Here is a 17,802-nt window from a genome sequence, read left to right as displayed (position 1 = left end):
CGAGTACGAACGCGACTACTGGCGAAGACTGGAGCAACCCCCGCAGTCCGCCTGAAACAAGACCACCGGACTCCACGAAACCCGGGGCACTTCAATGAGCATGGGAGACGGCGCCGACCCAGGCCAGCTCAGCTGGCTGCCAAGCTCTGTAGAAAATGCCGGGCGTGGCAGGGCCTGGGAGGCGAGGATGCTCATCATGGACGAGAGTGCAGTCGACAGCTGGTCACCGGCAGACAACCCCTACGCAATCGCCGTATCGGAGGCTCAGTGGGCACGGCGTGATGTCGCGCTGTGCGTCCGGCGCATCCATGCTGGCGATGAAGTAGTCAGCGGGTTCGACTCCCGACAGATCGACGCGAGGCACTTGTGTATCGCGCTGCGGCAGTTGCTGACGGCGGAGACCTTGGAGCAGGCCGCGCTGGCCGATCTCGGCATGGACCCGGAAGTCGGACAGGCGCTGAAACAGGCACGCAAGCGATTCGAACTGTCGCTGCCGGACATCACGCAAATCCGAAACGGACTCATCCACTTCGAAAACTGGTCGCGTGGCCTGGGCCACGGTCCGCAGAGCCAGCGGGTCAAGGCTGGTAACGAACCGCGCGACGTGGCTCGCGCCTTCTGGGGTTTCGGCTACGACATCACTACCGACACTGTCTCCATGGGGCCCTACCGAATCAACGTCACTGCCGCCGAGGAGGCTGCCGCCGAACTGGCTCATGCGATCTACATGGCCGCGCGCGCTGTCGACATGAAGAACACCGCCGACCATCGTGATTCCGCCGCCCAGGTCCTCACCGACGCCGAAGTCCCTTGCGCACCGGCGGGGCCGGTCCAAGTCTCAGCAGGGCTCGACGGACGTGTGTGGCTCTCCCTCGACTCTGCGGCCGTCGCTGAGGAGGCCGAACGCCACACCCTGTCTAGGAGGGCACTCTCCGCACTCGCTGGCGCGGGGTTCGGCATCACGTCGCTCGGGCACTTTCCGGCTGACGATCCAGCTCTTCAACTCGCTGCTGGGCAGGCGCTCCGTATCGAACCATGCGCCGCACGGCAGGCGCTCGCTACGGCGCCGCAAGGCTGAAGGGCGACAGTGCTGCTGCGGAATACCTGGCTTGATGGAATCGCAGACCAGCTGGTCTCTGTCCATAGCATCAGATCTGCTAGCCCAATTCCGTCTTGCCCCCACATCCGCACCCACAGCCAGGCACACTGTCCCGCAGAGAAGAAAGCGAGAGCACATGGACGGGACAACAGCGATACACCTCGGGCTGCGGCACTGCCGCACAAGCCTGACTGAGAAAACCAAGCTCCAGGATTCGGCCTCCAGGAGGAAGACCTTCTCCGCCGCACTGCAACAGTTCGAGGAACAGATGAAGGCGGCGGAGGTCGTCTCACCCGCCACTCGCCCCATCAACCTGTACTACGGCCTCGTCCAGGCCGGGCTGGCAATAACGGCTGCCCATGCAGAAGGAACATGGACCTTCGACAAGCACGGCCTGAAGATCCCAGACATGAAGCGCGGCGTTCCTGACATCGCCGTCCGGCCCGAGGGCGTGGGGGCCTTCCAGGCGGTGTCCGACGCCACAGGATCCGAGCGCACGACGGACGCCATCACTCTCGGGGCATTGTGGAACTCGCTCCCTGAGCTTGCGGAGATCCCTCTCGAAGGAACGAACGACATCCTTGCGGTCGAGCTCTTGGCGGACAGCCGCACATCTACCGAAGCCACAGATGTCTGGTCGGCCGACCATATCGCTGAGTCCGCTGAATTCCTTTGCGCGACTGTCTGGGTAAACGAGGAAATGCCCTCACTGCCAAACCGCAAAGCGTGGCTGCAGGACTTCATCACCAAGTACCCGGGCCTGGAGGGCTCAGAGCCGTGGGGGGCGAGGAGCAGGCATTCAGAGAGGCGCGCGCCCGCCGCTTCTCCGTCGAGCTCTGCTGGCCGGCCCCGAAAAAGGGCATGCAGACAGGAGAGATCGCGGAGTTCTTCGACGTCCGGGCCCCTGCCTACCGCTTCATCGAGGACCGCCACCTGCGGCCAGCGTTCGAACCCAGCAAGGCACCACCGACACCGCTGATGTCCTGGTGGCTGCTCCTCTACAGCTTCTCCATGCTGGCCCGCTACCAGCCCCGCCAATGGACCGACGCCCTGGACATCGACAAGTCCCCCGACGCCGCAGCCTTGGAGTACGCCCTGGACACCGCGCTCGAAGTGATTCCCCACCTGGTACTGGAGGGCCTGCGTCAGACGCCGATCCTGCTCTCCAAGCCGCTCGCCTTGTAGGCGGCCAGGGCACATCCAGGGCACATGAGCCCGGGAAACGGCGTCGACCCGTGAGAACTACCGAGAGGAGTTTTCCCAGTTCAACGCACATTTCTCTGCGAAACCCCAGGTCAGCGCCCTCCCGCCCCCAATCGCTGCACGAGTGGCAGGACCTGAGCCACCGGTTGCATGAGGCGGGGCATCAGCCGTATTGCCTTGTGTGGCCGTGAGTCATCCTCATACCGCGGGGCCCGACGCCTGAGTGCGCCTGAGTGCGCGTCGGGCCCCGCGGTCGTGGTCGGGTGGGTGTCGGTCAGGGGGTGTGGTTGAGGACGTTGCCGTTGGCGCAGGAATGGGTCGCGTCAAGCGTCCACGCTTCCCCGGCCGGTACAGCCGCCAGCTCCTGGACGCAGATGCTGGCTCCGACGATGTTCCAGTGGGTCCCGCTGACCCCGGATCCGAAGTTGGACTCGGGCTCGTCGGCGTGGGCGGGCGTGGCGAGTACGAGGCTCGTGACGACCAGGGCGGCGGCGGAGATGATCTTCTTCACGGGCCACCCAAGGACGTCGTACGACTCCGGTTACTGTCCTGCGGCCGGAAGCCTGACCAGGGCCTTCACGATGCGGACCCCCGTACCACCGCCACCGGGCACTCTGCGTGGTGCAGGGCCGCCTGGCTGACCGAGCCGAGGAGGAGGCCGGTGAAGCCGCCTCGGCCTCGGGCGCCGACGACCAGGAGTTGGGCGGTGCGGCTGGCCTCGATCAGGGCCTCCCGGGTGGGGCCGTGGACCAGGCGGTGCTCCACGGGGACGTCCGGGTAGCGCTCGCGGTGGCCGACCAGGGCCTCCGCCAGGAGGCGTTCCTCCGTCGCCTGCAGTTCGCCGCGGGTGCTCGCGTACGGCTGGTTCGGGTCCGGCGGCGCGGGCAGGGGGGCGTTCCAGGTGGTCCAGGCGTGCAGGGCCAGCAGGCCGGTGCCGCGCTGGGCCGCCTCCGCGAAGGCGAAGTCCACAGCCGCCTCGCCCTTGGGGGAGCCGTCGACTCCGACGACCACGGGGCCGCTCGCGTCCCCTGTCTCCCGCACGACCAGCACCGGGCACCCGCCGTGCGACGCCAGATGCACCGCCGTCGAGCCCACCAGCAGGCCTACGAAGCCGCCCATGCCCCGGGAGCCCACGACCACCAGCTCCGCGGCGCGGGACTGCGCCTCCAGTACCGTCAGCGGCTCGCCCGTCACCACCGTGTGGGAGACCTCCACCTCCGGCGCCGTCTTCCTGGCGCGGGCCACCGCCTCGGCCACCAGGTCCTCGACCATGTTCCGGACGCCGCCCTCGGGCGGACCCAGCGGCGACGGGCCCAGCGGCACATGCATCGCCGGCCACAGGAACGCGTGCACGACCCGCAGCCCCGCCCCGCGCCACCGCGCCTCCCGCGCGGCCGTCTCCACCGCCGCGAGACTCGACGCGGAACCGTCCACACCCACGACCACCAGACCGCTCATCACCGCTCCCACGTCCAGACGCCTCGCTTGTCACCCTCAGGGTCACCCGCCGCGCCGCCCCCTGCCATGGGACCAACAGCCGTCGTAGGGGCCGACCGGCCCTGTTTCCCGGCCTGCGCGTCGCGCCCGGCGCGGTCCGCCGCTCGCCGTACCGTTCCGCTATGTCCGAGTCCGACGCCGGGCGTCCGCTGGTCTCCGCCCCTCACCCCGACACCCTCGTCGAGCGGGTCAAGGAGCGGGTCTACGCGACGATCACCATGCTCGCCGTGCTGGTCGGGCTCGCGCAGAACAGCCATACCCGGTACTCCACCGCCGCCGTCTTCGTCGCCTGCACCGCGCTCGGCCTGTGGCTGGCGACCCTGGTGGCCGACCTCCAGGCCCACCGGGTGGTCCATCAACGGATGCCCGCCCGTACCGAGGTGCGGGATCTGCTCTACGCCACCTGGCCGCTGCTCAGTTGCGCCGTCGGGCCGCTCGTGATGATCGCCCTGTCCGCCCTGGAGCTCCTCGGGCTGTCCACCGCCCTGTGGATCGCCGTGGGCGTCGATGTCGCCTCGCTGGCCGGGTGGGGGTTCATCGGGGGGCGGCGGATGGGGAACGGGGTGCTGCCGTCCGTCGTCGCGGCGGTCGTGGACGCCGCCATCGGGTTGGGGGTGGTGATGGTGAAGGTCGTCGCCGGGCATTGAGGGCTGCCCCGAGCCCGTTGCCGGGTTCCGGCAACGGGAAAGGGCCCGCCCGCCGTCGTACGGCGAGCGGGCCCGTGCGGGCCACCGGCCGTCAGCCGGTGATCTCCACCTTCCCGTTCAGCGGCTCCGCCGGAGCGGGCGCGGGCGCCTCCGTGCGCTTGCCGGTCACGCCCTTCAGCAGCTCCGCCAGGTCCACGCCCGTCGTCGAGCCGAGCAGCTCCAGGCCCTGGGCCACGTTGTCGGCCACCGCGCGCGGGATCCGGCCCGCGCCGTCCGTCGAGATCACGGTCATCTTGTCGACCGCGCTCAGCGGCTCGGACGCCTTCGCCACGACCTGCGGCAGGACCTCGACGAGCATCTGCAGGACCGCCGCGTCGCCGTACTGCCCGAACGCGTCCGCCTTCAGCCGCATCGCCTCCGCCTCGGCGGCACCCTTCGCCCCGATGGCCGCCGCGTCGGCCTCGCCCTCCAGCCGTACGGCCTCGGCGATCGCCGCACGCCGGGCGCGCTCGGCCTCACCCTGCCGCAGACCCTCGATGGCCTCAGCCTCGGCCAGGGCGCTGCGCCGCTGCTTCTCGCCCTCACCGGTCAGCCGGGCCCGCTCGGCCTCCGCCTGGGCGTCCGCGATACCGGCCGCCTTCTCCGCCTCGGCCTCCTTCACGCGGGCCACGCGACGGGCCTCCGCCTCCTGCTCGGCGGCGTACCGGCGGGCGTCGGCGGGCTTGCGGACCTCGGTGTCGAGCTGGCGGTCGGTCAGCGCGGCCTGCCGCTCGGCGACCTTCTCCTGCTCGGCGAGGATCTCCTGCCGCCGTGCCGCCTCGGCCAGCGGGCCGGCCGCCGCGGCTCGCGCCGCCGCCTCGTCGGTCTCCGCCTTGATCTCGGCCTGCTTCAGCGCGAACGTCCGCTGCGCGACCGCGATCTCCTCCTCCGCCTTCAGCCGGGCCTGCTCGGCGGCCCGCCGGGCCACGGCCTCGGCGATGTCGGCCTCCTGCTTGGCGCGCGCGGCCTCCGGGCGGCCGAGGTCCTCCAGGTAGGAGCCCTCGGTGGTGATGTCCTGGATCTGGAAGGCGTCCAGCACCAGGCCCTGCCCGGACAGGCTGGCCTCCGCCTCCTCGGCTACCTGGCCGGCGAACGCGGCCCGGTCGCGGATGATGTCCTCCACCGACATCCGGCCCACGATGGCGCGCAGGGCGCCGGAGAGCACTTCCTGGGTGAAGCCGACGATGCCGTCCTGCTGCATCAGGAACCGCTGGGCGGCGGCCCGGATGGAGTCCTCGGTGCCGCCGACCTTGACGATCGCGACGCCCTCCAGGTTGGCCTTCACCCCGCGCAGGGTGACCGCGCCGCGCACCGCCACCGGGATGTGCCGGGAGGACAGGTCGAGGGTGAACTTCTGCTGCACGAACGGCACGACGAACACACCGCCGCCGACCACGACCTTCTGGCCGCTGTTGTCGGTGAAGACCCGCCCGGTCTCCGGGTCGGTGGCCTTCTTGCCGCGCCGGCCGGTGACGATGAACGCCTCGCTCGGCCCGGCCACCTTGTAGCGGGTGATGACGACGAGGCCCAGCAGCACCAGGAGTACGACGACTCCCACCACCGCGAAAACGACAGGACTCATGGCACTGCCCCCGATTCATGTACTAGGGAAAGAAAGAAGAAAGAGAGAGAAGGTCAGCGGGTCACCGGGCGCACGACGACCGAGGTCGCCGACGGCACCGACTCGACCCACACCTCGGCGCCCCGGGCCACCGGGCCCGCACTGCGCGCGGCGAACTTCACCGGCTGGCCCGCGAGTCGGAGCAGCACCTCGCCGTATCCGTCGGCGGGGATCGCGGTGACCACGCTGCCGGGCGCCCCCACCAGATCGTCCCCGTTCGGGGTGCGAGCCGTCCGGTCGCGCATCAGGGCCCGGCTGAAGCGGTACGTCAGCCAGGCCGTCCCCACTCCGCACACGGCACCCGCCGTGCCGGCGACCGCGGGCGGGGCGTGGGTCACGCCCATGACGATGGCCCCGGCGAAACCGGTCATCGCCGTGAACCCGGCGACCACCGGCAGCGACAGCCACCCGTCCAGCCCGCCCTCGAACGCGCCGTCCAGCACCCCGCCGAAGACCAGCGACAGGGCGAGGAGCGCGACCCCCGCTGTACCGAGTCCGAGAAACCAGACCATGCGCGCTCTCCCCCTCCCGCCTCTGCCGCCGACCTCCGACGGAAGGGAGCATGACACGTTCAGCGGAGTGCCTTCACTGCCGTGCTCCGGCAATCTTTATCCCGCGTTTAATGCCGAGCCGACACCGGAACCGGCGGCCCGGATTTCCCCTCGTCACCGCTTCCGCGGGTACACCCTGATCAGGGTCTGCTGGCCGTTGGCGACGAGTGTGCGGCGGTCGTCCCGGACGCCGTAGACCTCCAGTTGGCAGACCGTCAGGGTGCGGCCGGGCTTAAGGACGGTGCCGATCGCCTCCAGGTGGTCGCCCACGGCCGGGGCGAGCAGGTTGATCTTGTACTCGACGGTGAGCACGTCGGAGTCCTCGGGGAAGAGGGTGTACGCGGCGTAGCCCCCGGCGCTGTCGGCGATGGCGCTGGTGGCGCCCGCGTGGAAGTAGCCGTGCTGCTGGGTGACTTCGGGGCGGCTCGGCAGGGTGATGTGGACCCGGCCCGGCGCGATGTGCGTGATCCTGGCGCCGAGGTGGCCCATCAGGCCCTGGCGGTCGAAGCTGTCGCGGATCCGGGCCTGAGTCTCGGGGCTCGCCTTCTCCTGCGCTGTCGGGTCCTCCACGCACGCTCCTCCAGAAAATCCAGAAATCCCAGAAACTCCGGGGACTCCAAGGGCTCCAAGGGCTCCAAGGGCTCCAAGGGCTCCAAGGGCTCCAGGAACCTCAGCGACTCCACGGACGTCACGGCACCACCACGGTCATCATGGCACCGGGGGTGCCGGGCCCCTGGGGACACCGGCACCCCTCCGTACGGATCAAGCCGCCTGAAGCGCCGGTTCCGGCGACTCCACCGGCTCCCCCGGCTCCCCCGGCTCGTCCAGCAGATCCAGCAGTTCCGCCCGCGCCCGCGCCACCCGTGAACGCACCGTCCCGACCGGGCAGTCGATCGCCTCGGCCGCCTCCGCGTACGGCAGACCGAGCAGTTGGGTGAGGACGAACGCCCGACGGCGCTCGGCGGGCAGCGAGGCCAGCAGGTCCAGCAGGACGACTCCGTCGTCGAACCCGGGCACGCCCCGCGGCTGGGCGTTCTCCACGGCGAGCTGCCAGTCCGCCACATCGGCGGGCCGGGGGCGTACGGCGGCGTGCCGGTAGCTGTCGACCACCGCGCGCCGGGCGATGGCCAGCAGCCAGGAGCGGGCCGAGGAGCGGCCCTCGAACCGGTGCAGGCTGCCGAGCGCGCGCAGGAAGGTGTCCTGCGCGAGGTCGTCCACAGCCTGGGGATCGGCGCACAGGTAGGCGACATAGCGCAGCACGTCCCGGTGCAGGGCGCGGACGAAGTGCTCGACGGCGGCCGGGTCACCGGTCCGGGCGGCGAGCGCCGACGCGGTTATCAAGTCGTCGGGCGCGAGGCTGTCTTTGGGTACGGCGGAAGCGATCACCTGGGGTGTCCTTCGGATCGTCCGGAGCACGGGCCGACCGCGCGCATGCGCACGGCACGGACAGGCGCGGGGGTCCGCGACCCGGTGAGTGAAGTGGGAACACGGCCGTGGGAAACGGCCGTTGGCACCGGCTGTCGTCAGGCGACAGCGGGCCCCACCGGCGGACCCCGGGAGGTGATCGCATGGGCGAGGAGGAGACACGGCACGCGCTCGGCGTCGCCGCGGGCGGCGCGTGGGCGGGGCCGCTCGGGTGGTACGGGCAGGGCGAGCAGCAGCCGCAGCGGCGCCGCCAGCCATCCGGCCACCGCCCGCAGGATGCGGAACGCCGCCTGTTCGCCGTACGCCAGCCACAGGCCGCACAGCAGGGCGGCGAGCAGGTGGGCGGCGAGCATGCCGGGCGAGGAGACGAGCGAGGCGGCGGAGGAGACAGCGGAGGCGTCGGGGCCCATGTCGTGACCCAAGTGGCCCATATGACCCATATACCCCATGTGGCCCATGTGGCCCATGCGCAGGGCGTGTTCGTCCACCCCGCCCGCCGCACCGGCCGTCGACTGCGCCCAGGAGAACCCCGAGTGCAACCCGGACTGCGCGGCCACGACCACCGTCACGACCAGCGGCAGCCCCCGCTCGCGCCCGCCCAGCAGCCAGCCGACCGCACTCGTCGCGGCCGCCCCGGCGGCCAGCGCCCACGCGGGCACATGACTGCCGGACATCAGGACGTGTCCCAGCGCGGCGAGCAGCACGCACACGGCCGCGAACACCGCGGCCCTGATCGCGCGAGTGCACCGCCCTGCTGTCATGGCGCCTCATCCTCGCATCCGGGCGTGGTCCGTCAGGCGTGGGTACGGCCGTGACCTGCGATCGGTTCACCGCGGGGCGGATCCGCTCGACCGGAGCCCAACCGGAGCCCGACCGGATCAGGTTCACATCCGTGAATAAGGATCATGTACGCGGATATTGACGCGCACACAACACCACCCGCAAGCTTCCCGCAGAAAGCGCTTACCAAAGGCGACCTGCACCCGCCGCCCGCACCCGCCCCCACCCACCGGCCACCCGCACCCACCCGCACGGCTCCTGGAGGCCCCCCCATGCACCTGAGACCCGCCCTCGCGTGCGCCGCCCTGCTCACCGGCACGCTGGTCGCGCTGTCCGGCAACCCGGCCCAGGCCGCGACCACCCGCTACGAGGCCGAGGCCGCCGTCTGCACCGGCACCGTCGACTCCGACTGGGCCGGGTACTCCGGCAGCGGCTTCTGCAACGGCACCAACGCCACCGGCGCGTACGCCCAGTTCACCGTGAACGCGGCGAGCGCGGGCACCGCCACCGTGCACATCCGCTTCGCCAACGGCACCACCACCGCCCGCCCGGCGAGCCTCGTCGTCAACGGCACCACCGTGCAGACCCCCTCCTTCGAGGCCACCGGCGCCTGGTCGACCTGGGTCACCAAATCGCTGACCGTGAACCTGAACGCGGGCAGCAACACGATCCGCCTGAACCCCACGACCTCGGGCGGACTGCCCAACCTCGACTACATCGACGTCGAGACCGGCGACAGCACCCCGCCGGCCGGCACCACCCTCTACGTCGCCCCGAACGGCACCGACAGCGCCGCCGGCACCCAGTCGGCGCCGACCACGCTCACCTCCGCCATCAGCCGGATCTCCGCGGGCGGCACCATCTACGTACGCGGAGGCACGTACCACCAGTCCTCGACGATCACCATCCCGGCCGGGAACAACGGCACTTCGGGCGCGCGCACCACACTCGCCGCCTACCCGGGCGAGACACCGGTGCTCAACTTCTCGGCGCAGAGCGAGAGTTCGTCCAACCGCGGGCTTCAGCTGAACGCCTCGTACTGGCACATCAAGGGGCTCGTCGTCGAACGGGCCGGGGACAACGGCATCTTCGTCGGCGGCAGCGACAACGTCATCGAGCGCACGGTGACCCGCTTCAACCGGGACACCGGGCTCCAGCTCGGCCGGATGACGTCCTCCACGCCGACCTCGCAGTGGCCCTCCGACAACCTGATCCTGAGCGCCGAGTCGCACGACAACGCCGACTCCGACGGCGAGGACGCCGACGGCTTCGCCGCGAAGCTGACCACCGGGACCGGCAACGTCTTCCGCTACGCCGTCGCCCACAACAACATCGACGACGGCTGGGACCTGTACACCTACGCCGACGAGGACCCCATCGGCCCGGTCACCGTCGAGGACTCCCTCTCCTACGAGAACGGCACCCTCAGCGACGGCTCCCAGGCCGGCGACGGCGACCGCAACGGCTACAAGCTCGGCGGCGAGAACGTGCCGGTCAACCACGTCGTACGGCGCAGCTTCGCCGTCGACAACGGCAAGCACGGGTTCACGTACAACAGCAACCCGGGCTCGATGACGATCTCGAACAACGTCAGCGTCGACAACGCCCAGCGCAACTTCAACTTCGACGCGGGCAGTTCGGTGTTCCGGAACAACACCTCCTGCCGCAGCGGCAGTGGCACCAACGACCGGATCGTGGGCAACTCCGACAGCTCCAACCAGTTCTGGTCCGGCAGCAACGGCTCCCGCTGCTCCTCCTACGGCGGGTCCCTGGGCTGGTCGTTCGCCTCGGACGGACGGCTGGTGGTGACGTTCGGCGGGGTCGTGGTCACGCCGTAAGCCCCTCCCCGGCATCGGCGCCCGCCCCCGACCAGGAAGCGGGCGCCGGCGCTCACTTCGTCCCCACGCTCCGCAGGATCACCGGCACCAACGTCCTGGCGGCGTCCGCGACTTCGGCCACCGAGACATGCTCCCGCGCACTGTGCGCGACGTGGATGTCGCCGGGCCCGTACTGCAGGGTGGGGATCCCCTCGGCCGCGTACAGCCGCAGATCGCTGCCGTACGTGGCCCCGTGGATCCCCGGCTCGGCGCCGCCGACCGCGTCGGTCTTCGCGGCGCGCACCAGGTCCGCCAGCGGATGCCCGTCCGGCAGCGAGCCGCTGGCGAACTGTCCGCCCGGCCAGGTGACCTCGGCCGGATGCTCCCGCAGCCACGGGTCCGCCGCGCACGCCTCGGCCACGCACCGCTCGAACTCGGCGCGCGCGTCGGCCGGTTCCTCCCCCAGCCGCACGCCGAGCCGCCCCTCGGCCACCAGCAGGTCGGGCACGCTGCTCGCCCAGTCCCCGGCACGCAGGGTGCCGACGGACAGGCCGTACGGGATGGGATGCTCGGCCATCAGCGGTGCCGGGTCGCGGTTGCGCTCGGTCTCCAGGCGGGCCAGCGCCCGGTGCAGCGGCAGGTAGGCGTCGATGGCGCTGACGCCCTGTTCGCGCGAGCTGCCGTGGGCGGACCTGCCGGGCACGGAGATCCGGAAGGTCAGGGCGCCGGCGTTGGCGGTGATGACCCGGCCCGCGGTCGGTTCGGCGATGACGCAGGCGTCGCCTCGGTGGCCGCGGCGCAGGGTGCCGAACGCGCCGATGCCGCCGTCCTCCTCGCCCACCACGAAGTGCACGGCGACCCGGCCGCGCAGCCGCAGCCCGGCGGCCCCGATCGCGGCGAGGGCGGCGAGGTGGGCCGTCAGTCCGGCCTTCATGTCGCAGGCGCCGCGCCCGTGCACGAGATCCCCGGTGACGCGGGGGACGAACGGGTCCCCGTCCCAGGCGGCCAGGTCGCCGGGCGGTACGACGTCGACGTGGCCCTGGAGTATCAGCGTGGGCCCGTCGTCGCCGCCGGTCGTGCCGACCAGGCCCCAGGCCTCGTCGCGGGGGGCTTCGGAACCGGGGAAGCCGGGGTCGGCGTGCAGGGCGTCGAGGTCCATGGACCACAGGTCGACGTCCAGGCCGAGCAGTTCCAGGCGCCGGGCGAGGTGGTGCTGGAGCTCGGACTCGGCGGGGGTGCCGGTGACGCTGGGGATCGCTATGAGGTCCCGCAGCGTACGGGCGACGGCGGCCTCGTCGATCTCGTCCAGCGCGCGGGCTTCTTCGCGGCTCAACATACGCGGATGCTAGATCCCCGGGGAGCCCTCGGAACAGCGCCTCATCGGCCCCTCACGACGAGCCTCGCCATTGCCCCGCCGCGGAACAGCGACTCACCCGCCCCCCGCCGTGAACCTCACGACCGCCCCGCCCCGGAACAACAACTCACCCGCCCCTCACCATCGCCCCGCCACCGAACAGCGCTCACCCGCCCCCGGCCATGCACCTCACAGCGGCCCCTCCCCCGCGCACCAGCTCATCCCCCCTTCACCGTGAACCCGATGACCGCCCCTCCCCCGGGCCGCCGCGAGGCGAACGTCGCGCCGCCGTGCGCCAGGGCCACCTCGCGGACGATCGACAGGCCGAGCCCCGAGCCGGGCAGGGAGCGGGCGTCCGCCGCCCGGTAGAACCGGTCGAAGACATGCCGGAGGTCGTCGTCGGTGATCCCGGGCCCCCGGTCCAGCACCTCCACCCGTACCGTGCCGTGCACGGCGGGCCCGGCGACATTGATCTCGATGGGCGCGTTGCCCTCGCGGTCGAACTTGGCCGCGTTCTCCACCAGGTTCGACAGCGCCCGCTGGAGCATCCCGGGCTGCCCGTCGGTGGTGGTGTCCCCGCTGGCCCGGACGAGGATCCGCCGCCCGGTGCGCCGCTGGGCGAGGCCCGCCACGTCCTCGGCGATGTCGGCGAGGTCGACGCGCTGCGGGGGCTCGGAGTCGTACTGGCCCGCCGCCAGGTCGACCAGTTCGTTGACGAGGTCGGTCAGTTCGCGGGCCTCCTGGGCGAGGTCGGCGACCAGTTCCTCCCGGGTGTCGGGCGGGAACTCGTCGATCCGGCGCAGCAGCGAGATGTTGGTGCGCAGCGAGGTCAGCGGGGTGCGCAGTTCGTGCCCGGCGTCCTGCACCAGCCGCCGCTGGTCCTCCTCGGACTGGGCGAGCCGGCCGAGCATGCGGTCGAAGGCGCGGCCGAGGCGGCCCACCTCGTCGTAGCCGGTGACCGGCACCTGGATGCCCAGGCGCCGGGTGCGGGCGACCTTCTCCGCGGCGGAGGTGAGCACGATCAGGCGCCGGGTGATGCGGCGGGCCAGCCACCAGCCGAACAGTCCGGCCCCGACCACGACCGCGGAGGTGAGGATCAGGGTGCGCTGCTGGAGTGCCCGCAGCAGGTCCTCGGTGTTGCTGAACTCCTGCGCGATCTGCACCGCTCCGCGTCCGCCGCCGAGGGAGACGGTGGCGACCCGGTAGACGTCGTCGCCGACGTCCACGTCGACGTGGACGATGGTGCGCCCGGAGGCCTGCCGGGCGGCGATCTCGCGGTCGGCGTCGGTGACGGGCAGTCCGGGGTCGCCGGGGTCGTAGATCGAGCCGTCGTGGCCGAGGACCTGCACGTCGGTGCGGGCGGGGCGGACCAGGTCGTGGCCGGGGGCGGTGGAGGAGAAGTCCAGCGGTTCCATCTTCCGGGTGCTGACCTCCTCGCGCACGGCCCGGACGACCTCGTCGAACGCCGACTGCTGGTCCACGCGGACCAGGCGGGCGGCGGCGCTGTAGGACAGGAAGCCCATGAGGACGGTGACGGCGGCGGTGATGGCGGCGAAGGAGACCGCGAAGGTGGTGCGCAGCGAGACCAGCCGGGGTCGCGGGCGCCGCAGCCGCCGCGCGAGGCGGCCCACTCAGTCCGCCCGGAGCACGTAACCCACGCCGCGCACCGTGTGGATCAGCGGCGGGGCGCCGGGCGCGTCGAGCTTGCGGCGCAGGTAGCCGACGTAGACGGCGAGGTTCTTGGAGCCGGGGCCGAAGTCGTAGCCCCAGATCTTGTCGTAGATGGTGGCGTGGTCGAGGACGATGCCGGCGTTGCGCACGAGCAGTTCCAGCAGTTCGAACTCGGTGCGGGTCAGCTCCAGCTCGCGCTCGCCGCGCCAGGCCCGGCGCGCCTGCGGGTCCATGCGCAGCCCGGCCGCCTCCAGCATCCGCTCGTCGGCCTGCTCGGGCTCCTGCTTGGGCACGTCGGCGGCGGCGCCGGTCTCGGTCTGGCCGGTGCGGCGGAGCAGGGCGCGCAGCCGGGCGAAGACCTCCTCGACGTCGAAGGGTTTGACGACGTAGTCGTCGGCGCCCGCGTCCAGGCCGGCGATCCGGTCCTGGGTCTCCACGAGAGCGGTCAGCATCAGGATGGGGGTGCGGTCGCCCTCGGCGCGCAGCACCCGGCAGACCTGGAGGCCGTCGATGCCGGGCATCATCACGTCCAGGACGAGCACGTCCGGCGCGGCGGTGTGGGCCTGCGCCAGTGCCTCCACGCCGTCGGCGACCGCGGTGACCCGGTAGCCCTCCAGGGTCAGGGCACGCTCCAGGGCGTGCCGGATGGCGCGGTCGTCTTCGGCGAGGAGCACGGTGTGAGGCACGCCTTTCAGTGTGCCAAGGCCGGGGGCCGGGCGGCCCGGTGAGTACGCCCGCGGGCCCCCTTCTTACGTGCCTCTCACCGGGCCTGGGAGACCGCCCCTGACCAGCCCCCGAGATCACCCCTCACCAGCCCTCGGAGATCACCCCTCACCAGCGCCCGCAGACCGCCCCTCACCGGGCCTCGGAGATCGCCGCGAGCTGCTCGGCGAACGGGACGACGGCGAAGTCGTCCTTGACGGGCCGGGCCGGGCCCAGCCCCTCCGTCAGCGCGGCCAGTTCCCCGGCCGCCCGCTCGATCCGGCCGTCCAGGCCCTCCGCGCCCCAGTCCTCCGAGGCCGCGTAGACGCCGGTCGGGACGACGACGGCCTTGAGGTAGGCGAACAGGGGGCGCAGGGCGTGCTCCAGGACCAGCGAGTGCCGGGCGGTGCCGCCGGTCGCGGCGATCAGCACGGGCTTGCCCGCGAGCGCGTCCGGTTCCAGTACGTCGAAGAACGACTTGAACAGTCCGCTGTACGACGCCGAGAACACCGGCGTGACCACGATCAGCCCGTCCGCCTCGGTCACCGCCCGCTGGGCGGCGGCGAGCTTGGTCCCGGCGAATCCGTTGGTGAAGTTGTGCGCGATCTCCACGGCGAGGTCGCGCAGTTCCACGACCTCGGTCTCGGCCCCGGTGCGGGCGGCCGCGGCGGCGGCCAGCCGGTCACCGAGCAGCCGGGTGGAGGACGGGACGCTCAGTCCCGCCGAGACGACGACGAGCTTCATACGGTGGTCACCTCCTGGGCGTTCTTGAGAGAGGCGTGGGTGGGGGCGTCCGGCACGTCGGCCGGGCGGTTCTTGGCGAACTCCTCGCGCAGGACCGGTACGACCTCCTCGCCGAGCAGGTCGAGCTGCTCCAGCACGGTCTTCAGGGGCAGTCCGGCGTGGTCCATCAGGAACAGCTGGCGCTGGTAGTCACCGGCGTACTCGCGGAAGGCCAGGGTCTTCTCGATCACCTGCTGCGGCGAGCCGACGGTCAGCGGGGTCTGCGCGGTGAAGTCCTCCAGGGAGGGGCCGTGGCCGTAGACCGGGGCGTTGTCGAAGTAGGGGCGGAACTCGCGCACCGCGTCCTGGGAGTTCTTCCGCATGAACACCTGCCCGCCGAGCCCGACGATCGCCTGCTCGGGAGTGCCGTGCCCGTAGTGGGCGTAGCGGGCCCGGTACAGCTCGACCATCCGCTTGGTGTGGTCGGCCGGCCAGAAGATGTTGTTGTGGAAGAAGCCGTCGCCGTAGTACGCGGCCTGCTCGGCGATCTCCGGGGAGCGGATGGAGCCGTGCCAGACGAACGGCGGTACGCCGTCCAGCGGGCGGGGCGTGGAGGTGAAGCCCTGCAGCGGGGTGCGGAACTTGCCCTCCCAGTTCACCACGTCCTCGCGCCACAGCCGGTGGAGCAGGTTGTAGTTCTCCAGGGCCAGGTTGATGCCCTCGCGGATGTCCTTGCCGAACCAGGGGTAGACCGGGCCGGTGTTGCCGCGGCCCATCATCAGGTCCACCCGGCCGTCGGCCAGGTGCTGGAGCATCGCGAAGTCCTCGGCGATCTTCACCGGGTCGTTGGTGGTGATCAGCGTGGTGGACGTGGACAGGATCAGCCGCTCGGTGCGGGCCGCCACGTAGCCGAGCATGGTGGTCGGCGAGGACGGCACGAACGGCGGGTTGTGGTGCTCGCCGGTCGCGAAGACGTCCAGGCCGACCTCCTCGGCCTTGAGCGCGATGGCGACCATGGCCTTGATCCGCTCCGCTTCGGTCGGCGTCCGCCCGTTGGTCGGGTCCGGCGTGACATCGCCGACGCTGAAGATCCCGAACTGCATGGTCGCTCACCCTCCAGGTTGTTGACCGTTCAACTATACCCTCGAACGGTCACACCCGGCGGGCTATTCCCCGCCCCCTGTCAGGGCGTCCAGCGCGGGTCGCGTCCGGTACGGGCCAGCAGCCGCTCGAAGGGCTCGGCATCCTCCGCCACCGGTACGGGTTCCCCGAACACGCCCATCCTGCGGGCGGTCGGCTCCAGCGTCGCGACCGCACCCTCCAGCTCCGCCACCACGGCCCCGTCCGCGCCCGGGTACTCCTGACCGGTGGCCCGCGCCAGGTCCCACACGTGCACGGTCAGATCGAGCAGCGCCATCGAGCCCACCAGCCGGGCCGGCATGTCCATCGCCCCGGTGGTCCCCTCCTCCGCCCCGGGCGCCGACCACAGCGAGACCAGCCGCTCCGCCTCCTCCGTGAACCGCTCCCGCCACGCCGGGTCGGCGCCGACGAGGTCGGGAGTCTCGGCGCCGAAGTCGGAGTCGTCCTTGACGGCCAGCCGCTGGAACTGCACCACCACCTGGAAGAGATGGTTGACCAGGGCCTTCACGTCGTACTCGGAGCAAGGAGTCGGGCCACCGAGCGCCGACGCGGGAATGGCCCGCACCACCGGCACCGCCCGCTCCCGCGCGAGATCCAGCAGCTCACCGATGCCGTACGTCTTCACAGGGTGCGCAGAGTTCGTGTCCATACCCCGACCGTAGGAGCGGGCGGGGCTGCCCTTCTTGAAGAAACGCGACATACGATCCCGGCATGGACGCCCGCCAGGACGACACCCGCGGAATCGTGGACCCGTCGGGCCTGCTCTCCCGCGTCCGCTTCCGCCGCCACCTCCCCGCCGAGCCGCTGCGCCCCTACGTCGAGTGGTACTGGCTGATCGACTGGGACCTCCCCGAGCCCTACGTCGCCCACACCGTCCCGCACCCCTCGGTCAACCTGACCTTCCAGTGGGACGAGGAGACCGGCCCGCCCTATTCCGAGCTGACCGGCGTGGCCCTCGGCCTGTACGCCCGCAAGCTGACCGGCCGGGGCCGGGTGTGCGGGGTGAAGTTCCGGCCCGGAGCCTTCCGCCCGTTCGCCCCGCAGGTCCCGGTCTCCCACTGGACCGGCCGCGCGCTCCCCGCGGGGGAGGTCCTGCGGCAGGCGACCCCGCAGGAGGCGAGGCGGATCGTGACGGCTGACGGCGACGAGGCCCGCGCGCACGCCCTGGACCACTTCCTGCTCTCGGTCCCCCACACCGCGGACCCCCAGGCGGAGCTGGCGGCCGACCTGGTCGCCCGGATCCGCACAGACCGATCCGTGAACCGGGTCGCGGACTTCGCGAGCAGCCAGGGACTGTCCGTCCGCTCCCTGCAACGCCTGTTCTCCGCGTACGTCGGAGTGAGCCCCAAGTGGACGATCCTGCGCTACCGCCTCCACGACGCCCTGGACCAGGCCGACTCCGCGGACACGGACTGGTCCGGCCTGGCGGCCACCCTGGGCTACGCGGACCAGTCCCACCTGGTGCGCGCGTTCACGGGGACACTCGGGGTGTCCCCCACGGCGTACGCGCGAGCGGTACGGGGGGACTGACGG

19 protein-coding genes are annotated in these 17,802 nt (G+C 71.5%); 6 read left to right on the top strand and 13 right to left on the bottom strand.

The genetic code is table 11. The features are described 5' to 3' along the window. Positions 1–196: 196 nt before the first annotated feature. From ACZ7L7_RS35960 to ACZ7L7_RS35950, 3 genes are read left to right on the top strand one after another with little or no spacing between them, the layout of a single operon-like run. Entirely contained in the window at positions 197–1,078 is an 882-nt protein-coding gene (locus tag ACZ7L7_RS35960) for a hypothetical protein (protein ID WP_453604893.1), read from the top strand. 34 nt (positions 1,079–1,112) lie between these two features. Next, positions 1,113–2,078 carry a YaaC family protein gene (locus ACZ7L7_RS35955; RefSeq protein WP_453604891.1) on the top strand — a complete coding sequence of 322 codons (966 nt, stop codon included), beginning with the start codon at positions 1,113–1,115 and terminating at the stop codon, positions 2,076–2,078. Beyond that, positions 1,961–2,284 (top strand): YaaC family protein, encoded by a 324-nt coding sequence (locus tag ACZ7L7_RS35950; RefSeq protein WP_453604889.1) that lies wholly within the window; start codon positions 1,961–1,963, stop codon positions 2,282–2,284. The genes ACZ7L7_RS35955 and ACZ7L7_RS35950 overlap by 118 nt, the downstream gene beginning before the upstream one ends. 292 nt (positions 2,285–2,576) lie before the next feature. Here the strand turns inward: ACZ7L7_RS35950 and ACZ7L7_RS35945 are convergent, their stop codons facing one another. Both ACZ7L7_RS35945 and ACZ7L7_RS35940 read right to left on the bottom strand, forming a co-directional pair. After that, positions 2,577–2,813 carry a hypothetical protein gene (locus ACZ7L7_RS35945; protein ID WP_472077941.1) on the bottom strand — a complete coding sequence of 79 codons (237 nt, stop codon included), beginning with the start codon at positions 2,811–2,813 and terminating at the stop codon, positions 2,577–2,579. A 65-nt stretch (positions 2,814–2,878) separates the two neighbouring features. Further along, positions 2,879–3,760, bottom strand: coding sequence for a universal stress protein (locus ACZ7L7_RS35940; RefSeq protein ID WP_285515981.1), 882 nt, complete (start codon positions 3,758–3,760; stop codon positions 2,879–2,881). Positions 3,761–3,921: 161 nt separating this feature from the next. On the opposite strand from ACZ7L7_RS35940, the gene ACZ7L7_RS35935 reads away from it, so the two are divergent. Continuing rightward, the gene (locus ACZ7L7_RS35935) at positions 3,922–4,446 is read left to right on the top strand and encodes a hypothetical protein (RefSeq protein WP_472077940.1); all 525 of its coding nucleotides are present in this window, start codon (positions 3,922–3,924) and stop codon (positions 4,444–4,446) included. A gap of 91 nt (positions 4,447–4,537) precedes the next feature. Here the strand turns inward: ACZ7L7_RS35935 and ACZ7L7_RS35930 are convergent, their stop codons facing one another. From ACZ7L7_RS35930 to ACZ7L7_RS35910, 5 genes are all read right to left on the bottom strand, one after another. Continuing rightward, positions 4,538–6,067 carry an SPFH domain-containing protein gene (locus tag ACZ7L7_RS35930; RefSeq protein WP_093718343.1) on the bottom strand — a complete coding sequence of 510 codons (1,530 nt, stop codon included), beginning with the start codon at positions 6,065–6,067 and terminating at the stop codon, positions 4,538–4,540. A 53-nt stretch (positions 6,068–6,120) separates the two neighbouring features. Beyond that, on the bottom strand, positions 6,121–6,618 hold the full coding sequence (locus ACZ7L7_RS35925) for an NfeD family protein (RefSeq protein ID WP_093718342.1): 498 nt from the start codon (positions 6,616–6,618) through the stop codon (positions 6,121–6,123). A gap of 153 nt (positions 6,619–6,771) precedes the next feature. Beyond that, positions 6,772–7,227, bottom strand: a complete 456-nt coding sequence (locus tag ACZ7L7_RS35920) for a PaaI family thioesterase (RefSeq protein ID WP_472077939.1) — start codon at positions 7,225–7,227, stop codon at positions 6,772–6,774. A gap of 192 nt (positions 7,228–7,419) precedes the next feature. Further along, the gene (locus ACZ7L7_RS35915; protein ID WP_453604880.1) at positions 7,420–8,043 is read right to left on the bottom strand and encodes a sigma-70 family RNA polymerase sigma factor; all 624 of its coding nucleotides are present in this window, start codon (positions 8,041–8,043) and stop codon (positions 7,420–7,422) included. Positions 8,044–8,180: 137 nt separating this feature from the next. Continuing rightward, the gene (locus ACZ7L7_RS35910; RefSeq protein ID WP_285515987.1) at positions 8,181–8,843 is read right to left on the bottom strand and encodes a hypothetical protein; all 663 of its coding nucleotides are present in this window, start codon (positions 8,841–8,843) and stop codon (positions 8,181–8,183) included. 291 nt (positions 8,844–9,134) lie between these two features. Between ACZ7L7_RS35910 and ACZ7L7_RS35905 the strand changes: the two genes are divergently transcribed. Continuing rightward, positions 9,135–10,700 carry a carbohydrate-binding protein gene (locus ACZ7L7_RS35905; protein ID WP_472077938.1) on the top strand — a complete coding sequence of 522 codons (1,566 nt, stop codon included), beginning with the start codon at positions 9,135–9,137 and terminating at the stop codon, positions 10,698–10,700. A 52-nt stretch (positions 10,701–10,752) separates the two neighbouring features. Here ACZ7L7_RS35905 and ACZ7L7_RS35900 read toward each other — a convergent pair whose 3' ends face one another. The 6 genes from ACZ7L7_RS35900 to ACZ7L7_RS35875 all read right to left on the bottom strand — a co-directional run bounded on the left by ACZ7L7_RS35900 (position 10,753) and on the right by ACZ7L7_RS35875 (position 16,918). Then, positions 10,753–12,015 carry an ArgE/DapE family deacylase gene (locus ACZ7L7_RS35900; RefSeq protein ID WP_285515989.1) on the bottom strand — a complete coding sequence of 421 codons (1,263 nt, stop codon included), beginning with the start codon at positions 12,013–12,015 and terminating at the stop codon, positions 10,753–10,755. Positions 12,016–12,251: 236 nt separating this feature from the next. After that, complete coding sequence (locus ACZ7L7_RS35895) at positions 12,252–13,664, bottom strand: HAMP domain-containing sensor histidine kinase (RefSeq protein ID WP_471432043.1); 1,413 nt, start codon at positions 13,662–13,664, stop codon at positions 12,252–12,254. Continuing rightward, entirely contained in the window at positions 13,665–14,390 is a 726-nt protein-coding gene (locus ACZ7L7_RS35890) for a response regulator transcription factor (protein ID WP_285515991.1), read from the bottom strand. Between the two features lie 169 nt (positions 14,391–14,559). Further along, entirely contained in the window at positions 14,560–15,150 is a 591-nt protein-coding gene (locus ACZ7L7_RS35885; protein ID WP_471591808.1) for an FMN reductase, read from the bottom strand. Next, positions 15,147–16,232 (bottom strand): LLM class flavin-dependent oxidoreductase, encoded by a 1,086-nt coding sequence (locus ACZ7L7_RS35880; RefSeq protein ID WP_285515993.1) that lies wholly within the window; start codon positions 16,230–16,232, stop codon positions 15,147–15,149. The genes ACZ7L7_RS35885 and ACZ7L7_RS35880 overlap by 4 nt, the downstream gene beginning before the upstream one ends. Before the next feature lie 80 nt (positions 16,233–16,312). Next, positions 16,313–16,918: a TIGR03086 family metal-binding protein gene (locus tag ACZ7L7_RS35875; protein ID WP_472077937.1), complete on the bottom strand. Its 606-nt coding sequence runs from the start codon at positions 16,916–16,918 to the stop codon at positions 16,313–16,315. A gap of 62 nt (positions 16,919–16,980) precedes the next feature. Here ACZ7L7_RS35875 and ACZ7L7_RS35870 point away from each other — a divergent pair, with 62 nt between their 5' ends. Beyond that, positions 16,981–17,799, top strand: a complete 819-nt coding sequence (locus ACZ7L7_RS35870; protein WP_453604872.1) for a DUF6597 domain-containing transcriptional factor — start codon at positions 16,981–16,983, stop codon at positions 17,797–17,799. Positions 17,800–17,802: the final 3 nt, after the last annotated feature.

It is taken from the genome of Streptomyces sp. NPDC110618, assembly GCF_055657065.1.
Note: the sequence above shows the minus strand (reverse complement) of the source record. Positions and strands in the feature narration are given on the sequence as shown.

Coding starts and splice junctions, on each gene's coding strand:
- ACZ7L7_RS35960 (WP_453604893.1), top strand. CDS start 197: ATGGACGAGAGTGCAGTCGACAGCTGGTCACCGGCAGACAACCCCTAC.
- ACZ7L7_RS35955 (WP_453604891.1), top strand. CDS start 1,113: ATGGAATCGCAGACCAGCTGGTCTCTGTCCATAGCATCAGATCTGCTA.
- ACZ7L7_RS35950 (WP_453604889.1), top strand. CDS start 1,961: ATGCAGACAGGAGAGATCGCGGAGTTCTTCGACGTCCGGGCCCCTGCC.
- ACZ7L7_RS35940 (WP_285515981.1), bottom strand. CDS start 3,760: ATGAGCGGTCTGGTGGTCGTGGGTGTGGACGGTTCCGCGTCGAGTCTC.
- ACZ7L7_RS35935 (WP_472077940.1), top strand. CDS start 3,922: ATGTCCGAGTCCGACGCCGGGCGTCCGCTGGTCTCCGCCCCTCACCCC.
- ACZ7L7_RS35930 (WP_093718343.1), bottom strand. CDS start 6,067: ATGAGTCCTGTCGTTTTCGCGGTGGTGGGAGTCGTCGTACTCCTGGTG.
- ACZ7L7_RS35925 (WP_093718342.1), bottom strand. CDS start 6,618: ATGGTCTGGTTTCTCGGACTCGGTACAGCGGGGGTCGCGCTCCTCGCC.
- ACZ7L7_RS35910 (WP_285515987.1), bottom strand. CDS start 8,843: ATGACAGCAGGGCGGTGCACTCGCGCGATCAGGGCCGCGGTGTTCGCG.
- ACZ7L7_RS35905 (WP_472077938.1), top strand. CDS start 9,135: ATGCACCTGAGACCCGCCCTCGCGTGCGCCGCCCTGCTCACCGGCACG.
- ACZ7L7_RS35900 (WP_285515989.1), bottom strand. CDS start 12,015: ATGTTGAGCCGCGAAGAAGCCCGCGCGCTGGACGAGATCGACGAGGCC.
- ACZ7L7_RS35885 (WP_471591808.1), bottom strand. CDS start 15,150: ATGAAGCTCGTCGTCGTCTCGGCGGGACTGAGCGTCCCGTCCTCCACC.
- ACZ7L7_RS35880 (WP_285515993.1), bottom strand. CDS start 16,232: ATGCAGTTCGGGATCTTCAGCGTCGGCGATGTCACGCCGGACCCGACC.
- ACZ7L7_RS35875 (WP_472077937.1), bottom strand. CDS start 16,918: ATGGACACGAACTCTGCGCACCCTGTGAAGACGTACGGCATCGGTGAG.
- ACZ7L7_RS35870 (WP_453604872.1), top strand. CDS start 16,981: ATGGACGCCCGCCAGGACGACACCCGCGGAATCGTGGACCCGTCGGGC.